Origin of the sequence: Labrys sp. 22185, assembly GCF_052045555.1 — a bacterium.
GTDB lineage: Bacteria > Pseudomonadota > Alphaproteobacteria > Rhizobiales > Labraceae > Labrys > Labrys neptuniae.
In genome coordinates this window covers 1-14800 of the sequence record NZ_JBQEPH010000062.1, presented here as the reverse complement: position 1 = coordinate 14800, position 14800 = coordinate 1, and the positions used below count along the sequence as shown (strand labels likewise).

The window sequence follows — 14800 nt, the reverse complement described above, 5'->3', positions numbered from 1 at the left end:
CTGACGGGCAGTGCGATATTTCTGGTGGTGACGGTCCAGCCTGGCGCGGAGGCGGAGGCGGCGATCCGGGCGTTGTGCGCGGATCTGTCGGGTCTGTTGCGGGCTGTGGGGTTCCGGGACCTGGAGGGGCGGCTGTCCTGCGTGATGGGCCTGGGCTCTCAGATGTGGGACCGTCTGTTCGGGGCGCCCCGGCCGAAGGAACTGCACCCTTTCCGCGAGATCCGTGGCGTGCATCATGCGGTGTCGACGCCGGGGGACATCCTGTTTCACATCCGCGCCCGGCGCATGGACCTTTGCTTCGAACTGGCGGCGCAGATCATGGCGCGGATCGGGGAGGCGGCGGCCAATGTGGACGAGGTGCACGGCTTCAAATATTTCGACGACCGCGACCTGATCGGCTTTGTCGACGGCACCGAGAACCCGGTCGAGCAGGCAGCGGTGGATGCCACCCTGATCGGCGGGGAGGATGCGGCCTTTGCCGGCGGCAGCTATGTGATCGTGCAGAAATACCTGCATGACCTGGCGGGCTGGAACCGGCTGCCGGTGGAGATGCAGGAGCGGATCATCGGGCGTGCCAAGCTGTCGGACATCGAGCAGGAGGATGCGCTCAAGGCGCCCTATGCCCACAATGTCCTGACCTCGATCGAGGAGAATGGCGAGGCGCTGGAGATCCTGCGCGACAACATGCCGTTCGGGGATGCGGGCAAGGGCGAGTTCGGCACCTATTTCATCGGCTATGCGCGTTCGCCCCGCCGGATCGAGCAGATGCTGGAGAACATGTTCGTCGGGCACCCGCCTGGCAATTACGACCGGCTGCTGGATTTCAGCCGGGCGGTGACGGGTTCGCTGTTCTTCGTGCCCTCGGCGACGTTCCTGGACGATGTGGCGGCCGGCGCACCGGCAGCGGGCGAGGCGGCCCCGCCGGAGCCCGAGGCGGCGGCAAGTCCCGGCTTACGCCCGTCCGGCGGCGATGGTTCGCTCGGCATTGGATCGCTCAAGAGGAAGGCAGACCATGAATAATCTCCATCGGGAGCTGGCACCGATCTCAGAGGCAGCGTGGGGGCAGATCGAGGACGAGGCGGCGCGCACCCTCAAGCGTCATCTGGCGGCGCGGCGTGTGGTCGACCTGGAAGGCCCGCAGGGCCTGGCGGCCTCGGCGGTGGGAACCGGGCATGTGCGCCCGCTTGCCGGGCCTGGCGAGGGCATCGAGGCGGTGCAGCGGGAGGTGCAGGCGCTGGTCGAGCTGCGCGTGGGCTTCGAGCTAGCCCGCTCGGCGATCGACGATGTGGAGCGGGGGGCGCTCGACTCGGACTGGTCGCCGCTGAAGGAGGCGGCGCGCAAGCTGGCCTTTGCCGAGGATCGGGCGGTGTTCGACGGTTTTGCCGCGGCCGGGATCGGGGGCATCCGCCCGGGTCTCAGCAACCCGGCGCTGACGCTTCCGGCCCAGGTGAAGGCCTATCCGGACGTGGTGGCGCAGGCGGTGAGCCAGTTGCGGCTGGCGGGTGTGGAAGGTCCCTATGCGCTGGTGCTGGGGGGCGATGCCTATACGGCGGCGGCCGGCGGCAGCGATGACGGCTATCCGGTGTTCCACCATGTCGAGCGCCTGGTGGACGGGCCGGTGATCTGGGCCCCTGCGATCGAGGGCGGGCTGGTGCTGACGACACGGGGCGGGGATTTCGAACTCACCGTGGGCCAGGACATCTCCATCGGCTATGCCAGCCATTCGCCCGCCGCGGTGCAGCTCTACTTCCAGGAAAGCCTGACCTTCCGCCTGCTCACGGCCGAAGCCGCCGTCGCCCTCCTGCACGCCAAAAAATAGGGCGCGTTCCATCCGAGGGCCATGCGGCTCTCAAAAATGCGCAAAATCGTCGCCCGGGCGGATATAGATCCAGTCAATGCCTGCTCGGTCGGCCCATCTGATCGTGCAGGCGAGCAGATCGTTCAATAAATGGAAGGCCCCGATCGGGACGGAGGGCACGCTGTCGCCGGTGGATGTGGCGCTGTTGATCGACCAGACCGGGCCTTGTCTGGTGATCAGGACCCAGTCCCCCCGCTGCGTGGGGTATTCGTTGTCCTTCAGCCATTTGACTTCCGCCATGCCAAGCTCCCCCTGTGGTGTTGCCCCGCGTCGGCTCGACCGCCGCGGATGATCTGGTCGGCCCCCCCTTCCACCGCCATCCCGACGGCCGAGAATGCCGCCAGGCGTCAGAACAACGCAATGACGCTCTTGAGCGTGACCCAAAGACCCCAGAAAATCGGGATGGCGACAGCGGCCCAGGCGAGCAGGGCTTTGCCGTCCAAGCCGCCCTTGCCGATCCCGAAGGACCCGGTCGTGCCGTTCTGGCCAGAGGCGGGCGCATCCTGAAGGGCTGCAACCTCAGCCTCGGACATGAACCACTTGTCGGCCAATGGTCGCACCAATGTATTGGCAATCAGGCCGAGCGCCAGCATCCCGGCGAGAATGTACATGGTGAAATCATAGACTTGCGCGCGTGACACGCCGGCCGCCAGCTGGAATTCGCGTATGTAGTTGACGATCACCGGCCCGAATATGCCGGCCGTCGCCCAGGCCGTCAGCAGCCGGCCATGGATGGCACCGACGAATTGCGTCCCGAAAATGTCGGCGAGATAGGCCGGTACGGCCGCAAATCCCCCGCCATACATGGAGACGATGACGCAGAAGATCGCCACGAACAGGAGCTGGCTGCCGGAATGCGCCGCGGATGGTGCCGCCGCATAAAGCGCGATGCCAAGCAGGAAAAAGACGTAATAGGTGTTCTTCCGGCCAATCTTGTCCGAAAGCGATGCCCAGAAGAAACGGCCGCCGATGTTGAACAGAGAAAGCAGTCCGGCAAATCCGGCCGCGATCGCCGCGATCGCGACCTTCTGATCGGCTGAGAGTTTGTCGAAGCTCAGGTCCGGCAGACCGAGCAGCCGGCCACCGAAGATCTCCTGCAGCATGGGCGAGGCCATGCCGATCACCCCGATGCCCGCCGACACGTTGAGACACAGCACCAGCCAGATCAGCCAGAACTGCCTGGTCTTGTGGGCGTTCCTCAGGTGGACGTGGCGGGTGGTGATCATGGAGCGCCCGGCCGCGGAGGGCGGGGACCAACCCTCGGGGCGCCATCCCGGCGGCGGAATCCGGTAGCCCAGCGCGCCGGCCATCATGAAGGCAAAATAGATCGTGGCCATGACGACGAAGGTCTGCCAGACGCCGATGCTGTCCGTTGTCTTGAAGGCGCCCATCAGGAGATTGGCGAGCGGAGCGCCGATCATGGCGCCGCCGCCAAAACCCATGATCGCCATGCCGGTTGCCATGCCGCGCCGGTCCGGGAACCATTTGATGAGGGTCGAGACCGGCGAGATATAGCCAAGGCCCAGCCCGATGCCGCCAATGACGCCCGCACCGAGCCACATCAGCCACAATTGGTGGAAGATGACGCCGACTGCGGCCAGCAGCATGCCGCCGCACCAGCACAGGGCGGATACCACCCCCGCCTTGCGCGGGCCGGCTCGTTCCAGCCAGCCGCCCCAGATGGCCGCCGAGCAGCCGAGCAGCACGAAGAACAGCGTGTAGATCCAGCCCAGATCCGACACGCGCCAGTTGCAGTTCGCGGTAAACAAGGCGGCCACGAGGCTCAGATCAGGACATCGAGCCGACGGGGCGGGACCAAGGGCCTGCGAGAGCGGCAGCCAGAACACGCTGAAGCCGTAGGCCATGCCGATACACAGATGGATGGCCAACGCCGCAGGCGGCACCATCCAGCGATTGAAGCCCGGCCTGGCGATGATCCTTTGCCGATCGAGAAATCCGGCTTTTCGTGGCGCAGACAATACGTCATCCGGTGTGTCCACATCCGTTGTCATGATAATTCCGCCCTGTCTTCTCAGCATCCCGTCGGCTGTGTTTGTCGATGTGATCCGGCCCATCGTTTGGCGGGGCTGGTGCTCGGCTCAAAGCCGTTGGCATGGCGTCAGCAAGACGCGTGCCATCCAACATAGTGAGCAATATCAATGGATTACGGGGCCGGAGGCCCGCGATTGCGGGCAATCTGTCCGAGACAGCGAACAAAATGTCCGGCCGGGCCGCGTTCGCGTGCGATCGCCAACCATGGCGGTCCTAGTGCAAATACGGGTGTCGCCAAGCCTTATAGTCGCCAGGCCTTAAAAGTGCCGAAAGCCGCGGACCAGTGCCGCAGTGGGGCGCTCGATGCGGGCGAGTCGTATGCCGGCAGCGAGCACTGTCATTGCGATGTGTTTAGACGTTTTGTCTACGCCGAGGCTGACAATTTGTCTGAAATTGGAAGACCCCGCGTGGCAAAAGCTCGGATCTCCCACCGTTTTTGTTTTGGCATGCGTGTTGCTTTGCGACTGGCAAGGCAACAATGCCGGCCTTTGTCAGCCGCTCCGCCCGGACTCGCGGCGCGGCCGGGCTCGGCAATCGTGACAGAATGCCGGAGCGCGCAATTCACATTCTGACGAACGGGAGGAAAGACGATGAAATTACAGCGGCTACAAAGCAAAGCGAACCTCGACAATTTCGTCATTCGGGATGCGGATATCGATCACTCCTATGACCCGCTGAAACCCCCGCCCGGGGGCTCGGCCTGGATGCTGTGCGTCATAAACATCACCGATGTCGCCTATGAGTATGCGGCACTTGCCGAGCGTGGCGGTTCCTACGGCAAGTGGTTCAGGATCCCCGTGACCGGCAAGACCTGCCAAACAGACTATGACGAGTGTCTGCGGACGGGAGGATGGAAGGCCATCTTGAACCTGCCGAGGGCGGCTGCGCCTTTCGACCTTCGGCTGGCGACCGGCCGTGACGGCATCGGCAATGCGACGGGAACGGAATTCCTCGGGATCGAGCCGGATGGCGCCTGCGATGGCGGGGTGGTCGGAATTGATCGCTTATTCTGAAACAGGGCCGATACGAGCTCCAATTGGTGCCGTGCCGACGTCGCCGACGAAGGCCCGATTGCAAGCCAGAGGCGGAGACACTGCGACCTGCTCCCGGAAAACTCCAGCGTCCGCTGGCTCGAGATCGGAAAGGCATGTCAATGGGTGGAAAATTCCAGTCCAACTGCCTGGCTCTGCGGGAGCAGGATCGGAGGATCCCCCACGCAACACCAAGACGGGCAGCCGGTCTTTGCTTCCAAACCGCGACAAATTCGGGACGTCGATTTGTCCTGTTCGACGGCAGGCGTGTTAGATTGGTCGATCCCGATCGACCGGAGATATCGACATTCCGGTCATGCCGTGATCTTTCGCGGCAGGGTGCGCACCCAATCCTCGATCTTGTCGTGAAAAACGCCGCTGTCCGATTCCTGCACTGTCCCGTCGGGGCACAAGATCGCATAAGGCTCCGAACAAATAACGCCTTCTGCCACCGGCTCGGACCAACTTGCCAGACCCTCGTCGTCGAGGGTGATCTGCCAAGCAACAACAGGCGAACGGCCAAAGCCCCGCATGTTCCCTGGCTGTGGCCAAATCACATAATATCCGGCGGCCGCAGCAATAACTCGAATCGTCATCTTGGTTCCTTCCTCCTTCCTAATAGTTCGGTGTCTGCTTCAATCGAGACAGAAGGAAACGGAATAGAAAGTGCCTGCAAATTTCGAACCTCCCGCCGGGAAATTGGGCCTGACGGCGAAGTCGGGCCGTGCAGCATTTCCTGGAGAACCGTTCTTCGGCGCCGCGAGTTTCGGATCGGCTGGGGCGCGGCGACACATCACTTCAAATCGCTTCTCTACTAAGCCCTAGATTGCGGCGGAAAGCCGGCAAGTGCCACCTGAAATTGTGGATTATCGCCTATCCATAAGTCGGTGCCGGACGGGATTTCGCTACTCAAAAGCGGTAATGTCGTTGTCGGCGACGGATTGTTTGCGACGTTGCGGGAGCGCTAGATGCCGCATCATTGCGAGGCCTGAGGGCACGTATCGGCAGGATCAGCGACAGGGCGATCGGTTGGATCGTGCGATCCGGAGTTCGAGTATTGGCATTTCTGTTGCGTGGGGGAGCAACGGCCTTCTCAATCTCGATGAGCAAGGCGCTTCCATCGTCGGCCCGGTCGAGGCGTGCCAGCAGATCACCCTCAGCGAGACGACGGAGCCGTTGAAAGCCAAGCCAACAGGAAGCCACGTCAATGGCGAGGGCTAGCCGCGGCGCCTTGGAGGCCGGGCTGCATTGTGATGACTGAATCTTGGAAGAAAACTCGGCGTGACCTGTTGCCGCGATGATCTGTCACGACCGGCGGCTGGCTGCTCCGGATATCCGCCCTCGCGGGTCTCTTTCGACCGGGATAGGGGCAGATACGATGCTAGAGGGCGGGTATGGACGATCCGGCCGATATCTTCACATGCGCGGCCGATCGATCTGCCGACCGTATGTCGCCGCACGCCTCTGTTCAGTCGATGGCAAGTTTGCGGAAAGTCGCCGGCGGTTGACCAACTGTCTTCGAGAAGACCCTTGTGAAGTGCACGTGATCGGAAAATCCGCATTCTGCGGCGACCCGCACCACGGGCATCGCTGTCTTTGCCAGCAGATAGCGCGCACGCTGGATTCGGCTATGCAGAAGATATTGGTAAGGCGTCGTGCCGGTGGCTTGCTTGAACAGATGAGCGAAATGGCCGGTCGACAATCCGCTGCCCTCGGCCAGGTCGGTCAGTGTCAGCTTCTGGCTCATGCGGCTTTCGACCATCTCGCGAAAGCGTGCGATCTGACTCTTGGTAAGCTCTCCGGAGGTGTCTTCCGAAGGTTGTGGCGATCGCAGATTCGAATATTTGCGCAGCACGTGGCAGGCCGCCGCGCGCGCGAGATGTTCGACGTAAGGCTGGATTCCTTCCAGTTCCAGCTCCATTGCGTCATCGATGGCTGTGACCAATCCCTCGAGCAGGGGATCCATGAAAGCCAGCCTGCCGATGACGTCGATGGACGTCATGCGGTTTTGCGTCATCTCACCCGCGATCTCGCTCAACAGCGAGTTTCTCAGATAAAGATGGGTGGTGTGAACACGTCTGTCCCACTTCAGCCGGACCGGTTGGTTCGGTGCCAGAATGTTCAACTGGCCAGGATGAAGATAGGCTTTGTATTCCTGCGATTGGACATTGCAAATCAGCCGCGTGGAGCCGGATCTCGTCAGGCTGACCAGAAGGTGCGGGCTTGCTCGGAAGGTGCCCTCGTTGGGATCTTCGATCTGTTTGGAAATATATATGTTGCCCCAATTTCGACCGGCGCTCGTCCGGAGAGTGCGGCAGGATTCGAGGTCGCCAAAACTGTGAGTTTCCTCCAGCGGGAACTCGTTCGAGGAGGTATCAGCCTCGTGCTCGATCAGAAGGTTCTGTGCCGATGACATCGCACAAAAGCTTTGCTGCCGAGAGATTTCTTGGGCGAGCGGGTGAACCTGAGGGGTCGTCATTGCAACCTCACTGCATTGAATCCAACCGGCCAATCTTGCCGGAGGATCATTCCAGACAGATCAAACCAATTCCCACTCCGCTCTCTCACATAGAAGATTTTTATTAAGTTTCTATCTGACGTTTGGTCGCATGGTTAAGATGGATATGAAATTGGCCAAGGTTTCCCATTTGTGAGACTTATTGTCGTAAGATTTTCACTAAGGGTTCTCGGCGTAAGCGCGACTTTACCGTTGGGGTAGGTTAGCTGCTTCAGCGCTGGGCTGCCAGCGATTTCTGCCGGAACGTTCGCTTTTCGTAGCCCAAGGCCATATTGTAGGCCGGATTGTGGTATTTTAGTACCGTTTTTATTGTCGATCGGCAGTGCCATCCGTGTTCACGGCTGCCATTATGGGCGCTGTGGTTGCCATATTGACCGGGGCTTTCCCGTCGGGGCGCTTGCGATGTGCAGCACAACGCCCGAGTGCCGGATGTGGCCGCTGACGGCCAGGCATGACCCAAGCAAGGCTGACCATGGAGCGGGGGCCTCGCTGGACGGGGGGATCGGCAGACATCGCCTCAGGCATTCGCGCCGGCCGGCGATGTGACGGAGGCAGCGACCGCTGTCGACAGTGTCGCGAGCGGGTTTAATCGCGGACATCCTCGTCGCCAACGCCCACCGCCCATCTTTGACTATTGTCTGGAATCGTTTGCGCAAAGTCCGAAATCAGGCATCGAGCGTTGACTCCTTTTGGGTATATGCGACGCTCATATCGCCTGAAGTAAACTCAGAGGAGACTTCCGATGCTTGATTTCTTGTTCGGCGGCACCCAAACCGCTACGACAACTACAGGCCATACTAACGTCCAGACAAACGACTATCACTATAATCACACGGGTGAGGTCACTTTTGATGACGCCTACCTTAACTTTATGGAAGGTGGCGGTCATCTTGGCATGGGAGCAGCCATGCTCGTCGGCAGTGCCTGGACCGGTATCGCGCTGACGCCTGCACTGGTGCTGGACTCGCTGCAGGCTCACGACGGCGTACACGTCGCCTGATTGGCCACCTTGTGCGCTTGAAGAGGCGCTGCCGCTGTTGGGCCGTTGCTGACTTCAAGTGCTTGAGCGTCTTCAAAGAAGCACCAGCCGCTGCGGGGAGCCTCATGCCTCGCAGCGGCTGATTGGGATCTTTCCTCAAACTCGGAAGACGAACGTTGCGGGCAAGATATCTTTCTATTGTACCAATACGCTACCAAGGAAAATCTGAATTCTTTTCGTCCCAATCGCGTTGTTGTTGGAAGATATGAAGGGACTTGGTGATGTCTTTGGCTGATGCGACTTCGTTGTTTCGATCAACAAAAAAAAGCGCTGAAACTGAGATCGGTGCAGCGGTAAGGTCACTTCGTCCGTATTTCATTGCTGTCGGCATCTTTTCGAGCACGATCAATCTGCTCTATCTCAGCTCGCCTCTTTATTTGATGCAGGTGTATAATCGCGTCTTGCGGAGCGAAAGCGTCCCGACGCTCGTCATGCTCACCATCATCTTGATCGTCGCGCTGCTTGTCATGGCCATCCTGGATGCCATGCGCGCTCAGATGCTGACACGATGCGGGATCCTGCTGGACGAAAAACTGGCGAGCCGCGTGTTTTCCGCGCTCGTGCAAAAGTCTTCGAGGAACGGCTATTCCCTTGGCGCCTTGCCGATGCGGGAATTGGACGAGTTCCGCACCTTCGTCACCGGTCCGGGTATCCATTTTGCCTTCGATGTCCCCTGGATCCCGATTTATCTCATCCTTCTCTATCTCATCCATCCCATTTTGGGCGTCGTCGCGACGGTTGGCGCATTGTTGTTGCTGGGACTCGCCTTTCTGAACGAGGCCGTCACTCGAAAGCCCATGGATGATGCTCAAGCCGCGGCCAGACGATCATTCGTCTTCACCGAGAATATCATGCAGCATGCGGATGTCATTCGCGCCATGGGGATGGAGTCCGCGGTCGAGCGCCACTGGCAGGGCAGCCGGGCTGGAATGCTTTTCAGCCAAGCCTTTGCGAGCGATCGAAACGCACTGATCTCGGCCGGCATCCGGTTCACCAGATTGCTGCTTCAATCGCTGATACTCGGCACCGGCGCCTGGCTCGCGATCGATCATGCCATCAATCCCGCGACGATTTTCGCGGCCAGCATCATCATGGGGCGCGCAATCATCCCGGTCGAACAGGCCGTTTCCGCTTGGAAACAGGCAGCGACAGCCCGGACCGGCTATCAGCGCATCAGGGACCTTCTGAACGAGATCCCGGTAAGCGAGCTCAAGACGATCGTGCCGACCAACGAAACGATTCTCGATGTGAAGAACCTCTCATATCGCGTTTCGGGGCGGCCGAAGGCAGTTCTCGACGATGTGTCCTTCAAGATCGGCGAGGGCGAGGCGCTGGCGGTTGTCGGAGCAAGCGCTTCCGGAAAGAGTACGCTGGCCAAACTGCTGATCGGAGCCCTTCAGCCGGCTGGAGGCGATATCTCTTTCGGAGGGCTGAACTACGCACACTGGGATCCGGCGGAATTTGGCCGCATTACGGGATATCTGCCCCAGGATGTCGGGTTGTTTGCCGGCAGTGTCCGGGAGAACATTTCGCGGTTTAAAGATACTTCCACCGACCAGATCATGGAGGCGGCGAAGCTTGCGGGCATCCATGAGATGGTGCTGGCCTTGCCCAAACAATACGACACGATGCTCGGTCCGGGCGGGCTGGGGCTGTCGGGCGGGCAGCGCCAGCGTATCGGCCTGGCCAGGGCCTTGCTGGGGGGGCCGCGGCTGCTGGTTCTGGATGAGCCAAATGCGCATCTGGATGTGGAAGGCGTCCATGCGCTCAGCAAGGCGCTGTTCCTCATAAAGGCGCAGGGCACGGCGGTCGTCGTGGTCACCCACCAGCCCGCCATTCTCAGCGTGGTCGATACCATACTCGTGCTGAACGCCGGCAAAATCGAAAAACTTGGGCCGCCGCAGAGTTTCGCGGCTCCCGTTCTGCAGAGGTGAGGGACAGACCATGACCGCCATCTCCGTTCCTGGCAGCATCACCTATCGCAATCCGTGGCGCCCGGCCGTCTGGGGTGCGGTGTCGTTGCTGGCCTTCGTGCTGCTGGTCATCGTGTGGGGGTATGTGGCACCGCTATCGAGCGCGGCGATCGCCGAGGGCAGCCTGCAGGTGCAGGCGCAGAGACAATCGGTGGCACACCCCTATGGCGGCGTCATCTCCAAGCTTCTGGTCTCGGAAGGCCAGCGCGTCGAACGAGGTCAACCACTGATCGAACTCGACGGAACGGAGTCCCAGGCAAAGCTCGACATCGCCCAGGCCGAGGTCGTGAACCTGGTTGCCCGCCAGGCACGCCTGTTCTGTGAGCGTGACAATGAAGATACCAGTTGCCTGGAGAAGTTTCGGAAAGAAGCCCGCTCGTCGGGGGCGATGGAAGAGACAATTGCCAACGAGTCCGCAGTCTTGGCTTCGCGGGCACATCAATATGAGGCCGAGAAGGGCATACTCGTATCCCGGCTGGCCCAGCTTCGCGAGAAGATCGCCGGACTGAACGCACAGAAGGAAGGACTTTCCAGGCAGAATGCCTCGCTCGTGGAAGAGACGGCAGGTGTCCAGAAGTTGGCGGCCTCAGGCTTTGCGCCCAAGACGCGTCTTCTCGAACTGGATCGGTCGGCGGCCCGTATGCTCGCCGACATAGGCTCGCGCACGGCCGATATTGCCACGGCAATGCAGGAAACCGGCGAGGCCGAACTCGCCATTGCCAAATTGGACCGCCAGCGCATCAACGAGATCGTCGATCAGATCCGGACAACCCAGTCTTCGCTGGCGGAGGCATTGCCGAAACTCAAGGCGGCGCAGGATGTGGTGAACCGAACGGTGATCAAATCGCCCGTCAGCGGTTCGATCGTCGATCTGTCGGTGTTCACGGAAGGTGGGGTGGTTCAGGCTGGGCAAAAGCTGATGGACGTCGTTCCCGCTGACAATCCGTTCATTGTCGAGGCCCAGTTGCCGCTTTCCGACATCAACGGCGTCAAGACAGGCGCGACAGCCAGCATCTGGCTGACGGGTGTGCCCAGAAATGAGCGCCCACCGCTACAGGGCGAAATAATCAGCGTTTCTGCGGACAAAATCACGGATTCGCGGACTGGGCGTAGCTATTTTGCCATCCGCGCCAAGATCAATCCTGATGATCTCAGCAAGTCGGCAGTTTCCTTGCAAGCAGGAATGCCGGCCGAAGTCGTTGTCACGAACGGGTCGCGAACCCTGATTGGGTATCTGCTTGGACCGCTTCTTGATGAAGTGGGACATGCGTTTCGAGAAAAGTGAGGATCTGCCATGGTATACCTGGAGAAGTTGAACGATCTCAAAGGCCGCCGTTCGGATACCAAGGCGAAAACCGGCAACGCGGACAATCCGCTGAATTTTGCGCTTGCGGCGGGCGCCGTGGGATTGGGGATTGCGCTGCTCGAGTCCGAGCAGGCCGCGGCCAATTCAGACCCCAAATCCGGTTTGTCACATGACGATCGTCGTGTGTCGGATACCCCCGCTGCTGCGGAACAGGCCAAGGCCGGCGTCGATCACTCGGCAACGGCTGATCACCCAATTCACAACGAGGCGAATAATGGACCGGCCGCCACAAATGGCGCCGAGGTCAATGTGCAGGCGGCAAGCTCTGCCCCTTCAGAGAACTCCCCCGATGGTTTGCCGCGGGGGGCGGAATCCGCGCACGCATCGGCTGCAGCTGCGCATGGAAGTGCAGGAAGTTACGCAGCCGGCGCATTGATCGGGACTGCACTGGCGGATGACGCCCTGTCGGCAACGCTATCCCACTCCAGTTCGGGAGAAGGCGGATTAGCTGCAGTGACGCACCCGATATCGGCCGTTACTGGCCTGCTCGCTGAGGCTTTGACTCCCGTCGAACACATATTGGAGCCGGTCAGCCTGGCCGTCACCGGTCCACTCGCGGAGGCTCTGGCTCCCGTCGGACAAGTATTGGAGCCGGTCACTGACGTCGTACATGACCTGCTTGGAGATAACGGCGTGCTACCCGTCTCGCTGGGTATCGGCGAGACGGTGAAAGAGGTTTTGGGCCCGGATGGCATCATCGGCAGTTTGATCGGCGGTGACGGCAACATCATCAAGGGTCTGGTCGATCCCGGCAATAGCCTGGATACCGTCGTGACCAAGGTTACCAGTTTGGTGGGCGGCGATGACGGCAATATTCTCCATGCCTTGGCCGATACCGGCAAAGATGGCCTGGATGGCGTGGTTGGCAAAGATGGCCTCGTCGGCAGCATCCTCGGCAGTGGCGGGGTTCTTGCCGGTTTGACCGGCGGCCAGGACGAAACGCCAAGCCAGTCGACCGACAATGGCGGCCATCATGATAGCAATAACCTTGATGGCCTGGCCGATGCCGGCAAAGAAGGCCTGGATGGCGTGGTTGGTAAGGATGGCCTCGTCGGCGGCCTCCTTGGTAGTGGCGGGGTCCTTTCCGGCCTGACTGGCGGCCATGACGATCCGTCAAGTCAGCCCAACAATGGCAGCCATAACAGCACGAGTCCCGTAGCAACGGCCGCGCATGAAAGCACCCCGGCCCCCGCAACGGAATCGGTCTCGGCAACGGAAACTGCTGCAGCGACGACACATGCGGCGGCGGAGACGCCGACTGATATGTTCGCTGCGACACATGCGGCACTACAGATCACGGAAGGGGTCGCCCATGCTCTCACTCCGATACTCACTTTTGTCGGCCAGCCATTCATCGATGATGATGGGCATACCGATACGGATCATTCACACCACGCTTCGACCCACCACGCTGCTTGATTGCGGCGGTGTGGGATGATGCTTTCGGATACACGGTCACCCCGGTTGCACGTCTGCTGATGGCCTGATGGCCGATGAGTGCATCGGCCAGAGCACTGCGGACGGACGTCGTCGATTGCCAATGAACTGCGCTTCGGGGCCGAATTCGGTTCGTGCGAACGATGTTTCATGCCCTGGATATGGGTGCAGATGAGAGAACCGTTTCAGTCAACACTTCTAGGGAATAGACAATGACGTCGCCCTGCATATGTGACAAGGTTGAGTAACGTTGCAGAGAAATCCGTCAAAATCGGAGATCCATATGATTGATTATATGGAATAGGAATCGCCAAGACTTAATCATCTCGGCATTCTTGCGTAGATCGCAATAGAGCGATCCGGCTCCGACATAAACTACAGAGGCTTTTTGAAGTGAACTGTTCATTCGGTTTGCCAAGGTGGCGAGCCGTGAGCGTTATCGTGTGCGCAATTTCGTTGAGGAAGCGACGAACGCGGCAAAGCTCAACTATGCCGGCTTCATCTGCTCGAGCCGGTCAGAATTTAGTCGACTTTCTTTTACGAGACCCCCGCCGGCGGACAGCGTCAACCGTTGGTACTGCGGAAGATAACAAGAGGCACTAGCAGGAGTACGTACCATGTCTAGGATCAGCAGGCGTTCTCACTTCTTCCTGTCCACCGCAACGATTGCACTGCTGTCGGCATTCGTCTCTCATGGAGACGAGGCCAGTGCCGCCGGACTCGGAGTGGGCGGTGGCTCATCCGGCGGTCTGGGCGGTTCGGGTGGGGGGCTTGGTGGAGCCTCGGTGGGCGGTCGCTCAACGGGTGGCGGGCTATCTGTTGGCGGTGGCGCTTCAGTCGGTGGCAAAGCGACTGGCGCCGGACCATCCGTCGGCGGCAAGGCCAGCGCCGGTGTTTCAGTTGGCGGCAAGGCCAGTGGTGGCGCTTCGGTTAGCGGCAAAGCATCAGTCGGTGGCAAAGCGACCGGCAGCGGACCATCCGTCGGCGGCAAGGCCAGTGCCGGTGCCTCAGTCGGTGGCAAAGCGTCGGTCGGCGGCAAAGCGACCGGTCGCGGACCGTCCGTGGGCGGCAAGGTCAGTGCCGGTGCTTCGGCTGGCGGCAAAGCTTCAGTCGGTGGCAAAACGGCCGGTCGCGGACCGTCCGTGGGCGGCAAGGTCAGTGCCGGTGCTTCGGCTGGCGGCAAAGCTTCAGTCGGTGGCAAAACGACCGGTCGCGGGCCGTCCGTGGGCGGCAAGGTCAGTGCCGGTGCCTCGGCTGGCGGCAAAGCATCAGTCGGTGGCAAAACGACCGGCCGTGGACCATCCGTCGGAGGTAAGGTTGGCGGAGGAATCTCGATTGGTAGTGGCGCCTCGGCTGGCGGTGGTGTGCCAGCTGGCGGTGGCGTCTCGGTGGGCGGGATCGGTGGCACGCTTGGCGGTGTCGTCGGCGGCCTGACCGGCGCGATTGGCGGTATCGGTGGCATTGGTGGCGAGGGCGGCCTGGGCGGCACGCTCGGCGGTGCGGTCGGCGGCCTCACGGGCGGGATC

General features: G+C 60.9%; 13 protein-coding genes. 8 read left to right on the top strand and 5 right to left on the bottom strand.

From position 1 onward, the window contains the following. Both ACTJKX_RS36555 and ACTJKX_RS36550 read left to right on the top strand, forming a co-directional pair. The coding region (locus ACTJKX_RS36555) for a Dyp-type peroxidase (protein WP_440728052.1) at positions 1-1020 on the top strand (1020 nt) is incomplete at its 5' end. After that, positions 1013-1819 carry a family 1 encapsulin nanocompartment shell protein gene (locus ACTJKX_RS36550; RefSeq protein WP_440726497.1) on the top strand — a complete coding sequence of 269 codons (807 nt, stop codon included), beginning with the start codon at positions 1013-1015 and terminating at the stop codon, positions 1817-1819. The genes ACTJKX_RS36555 and ACTJKX_RS36550, both read left to right, overlap by 8 nt. A gap of 30 nt (positions 1820-1849) precedes the next feature. Here the strand turns inward: ACTJKX_RS36550 and ACTJKX_RS36545 are convergent, their stop codons facing one another. Together ACTJKX_RS36545 and ACTJKX_RS36540 are read right to left on the bottom strand one after the other, a co-directional pair. After that, positions 1850-2098 (bottom strand): hypothetical protein, encoded by a 249-nt coding sequence (locus ACTJKX_RS36545; RefSeq protein ID WP_311944907.1) that lies wholly within the window; start codon positions 2096-2098, stop codon positions 1850-1852. A gap of 107 nt (positions 2099-2205) precedes the next feature. Beyond that, the gene (locus tag ACTJKX_RS36540; RefSeq protein WP_440728318.1) at positions 2206-3870 is read right to left on the bottom strand and encodes an OFA family MFS transporter; all 1665 of its coding nucleotides are present in this window, start codon (positions 3868-3870) and stop codon (positions 2206-2208) included. A 630-nt stretch (positions 3871-4500) separates the two neighbouring features. Between ACTJKX_RS36540 and ACTJKX_RS36535 the strand changes: the two genes are divergently transcribed. Continuing rightward, positions 4501-4923, top strand: coding sequence for a hypothetical protein (locus tag ACTJKX_RS36535; protein WP_440728317.1), 423 nt, complete (start codon positions 4501-4503; stop codon positions 4921-4923). A gap of 332 nt (positions 4924-5255) precedes the next feature. On the opposite strand, the gene ACTJKX_RS36530 is transcribed toward ACTJKX_RS36535, so the two are convergent. Beyond that, positions 5256-5537: a hypothetical protein gene (locus ACTJKX_RS36530; protein ID WP_311944904.1), complete on the bottom strand. Its 282-nt coding sequence runs from the start codon at positions 5535-5537 to the stop codon at positions 5256-5258. Between the two features lie 433 nt (positions 5538-5970). Here ACTJKX_RS36530 and ACTJKX_RS36525 point away from each other — a divergent pair, with 433 nt between their 5' ends. After that, entirely contained in the window at positions 5971-6162 is a 192-nt protein-coding gene (locus tag ACTJKX_RS36525; protein WP_440728316.1) for a hypothetical protein, read from the top strand. Between the two features lie 247 nt (positions 6163-6409). Here ACTJKX_RS36525 and ACTJKX_RS36520 read toward each other — a convergent pair whose 3' ends face one another. Beyond that, the gene (locus ACTJKX_RS36520; RefSeq protein ID WP_311944901.1) at positions 6410-7420 is read right to left on the bottom strand and encodes a helix-turn-helix transcriptional regulator; all 1011 of its coding nucleotides are present in this window, start codon (positions 7418-7420) and stop codon (positions 6410-6412) included. Between the two features lie 781 nt (positions 7421-8201). Here ACTJKX_RS36520 and ACTJKX_RS36515 point away from each other — a divergent pair. From ACTJKX_RS36515 to ACTJKX_RS36500, 4 genes are all read left to right on the top strand, one after another. Continuing rightward, positions 8202-8459 carry a hypothetical protein gene (locus ACTJKX_RS36515; protein WP_311944900.1) on the top strand — a complete coding sequence of 86 codons (258 nt, stop codon included), beginning with the start codon at positions 8202-8204 and terminating at the stop codon, positions 8457-8459. Between the two features lie 260 nt (positions 8460-8719). After that, positions 8720-10432, top strand: a complete 1713-nt coding sequence (locus tag ACTJKX_RS36510; protein ID WP_311944898.1) for a type I secretion system permease/ATPase — start codon at positions 8720-8722, stop codon at positions 10430-10432. Positions 10433-10442: 10 nt separating this feature from the next. Further along, the gene (locus ACTJKX_RS36505; RefSeq protein ID WP_367624522.1) at positions 10443-11756 is read left to right on the top strand and encodes an HlyD family type I secretion periplasmic adaptor subunit; all 1314 of its coding nucleotides are present in this window, start codon (positions 10443-10445) and stop codon (positions 11754-11756) included. Positions 11757-11765: 9 nt separating this feature from the next. Then, positions 11766-13256: a hypothetical protein gene (locus tag ACTJKX_RS36500; RefSeq protein ID WP_440728315.1), complete on the top strand. Its 1491-nt coding sequence runs from the start codon at positions 11766-11768 to the stop codon at positions 13254-13256. Between the two features lie 1286 nt (positions 13257-14542). Here ACTJKX_RS36500 and ACTJKX_RS36495 read toward each other — a convergent pair. After that, positions 14543-14800, bottom strand: a 258-nt coding sequence (locus ACTJKX_RS36495; protein WP_440728314.1) for a hypothetical protein, incomplete at its 5' end; no start/stop codon positions are given.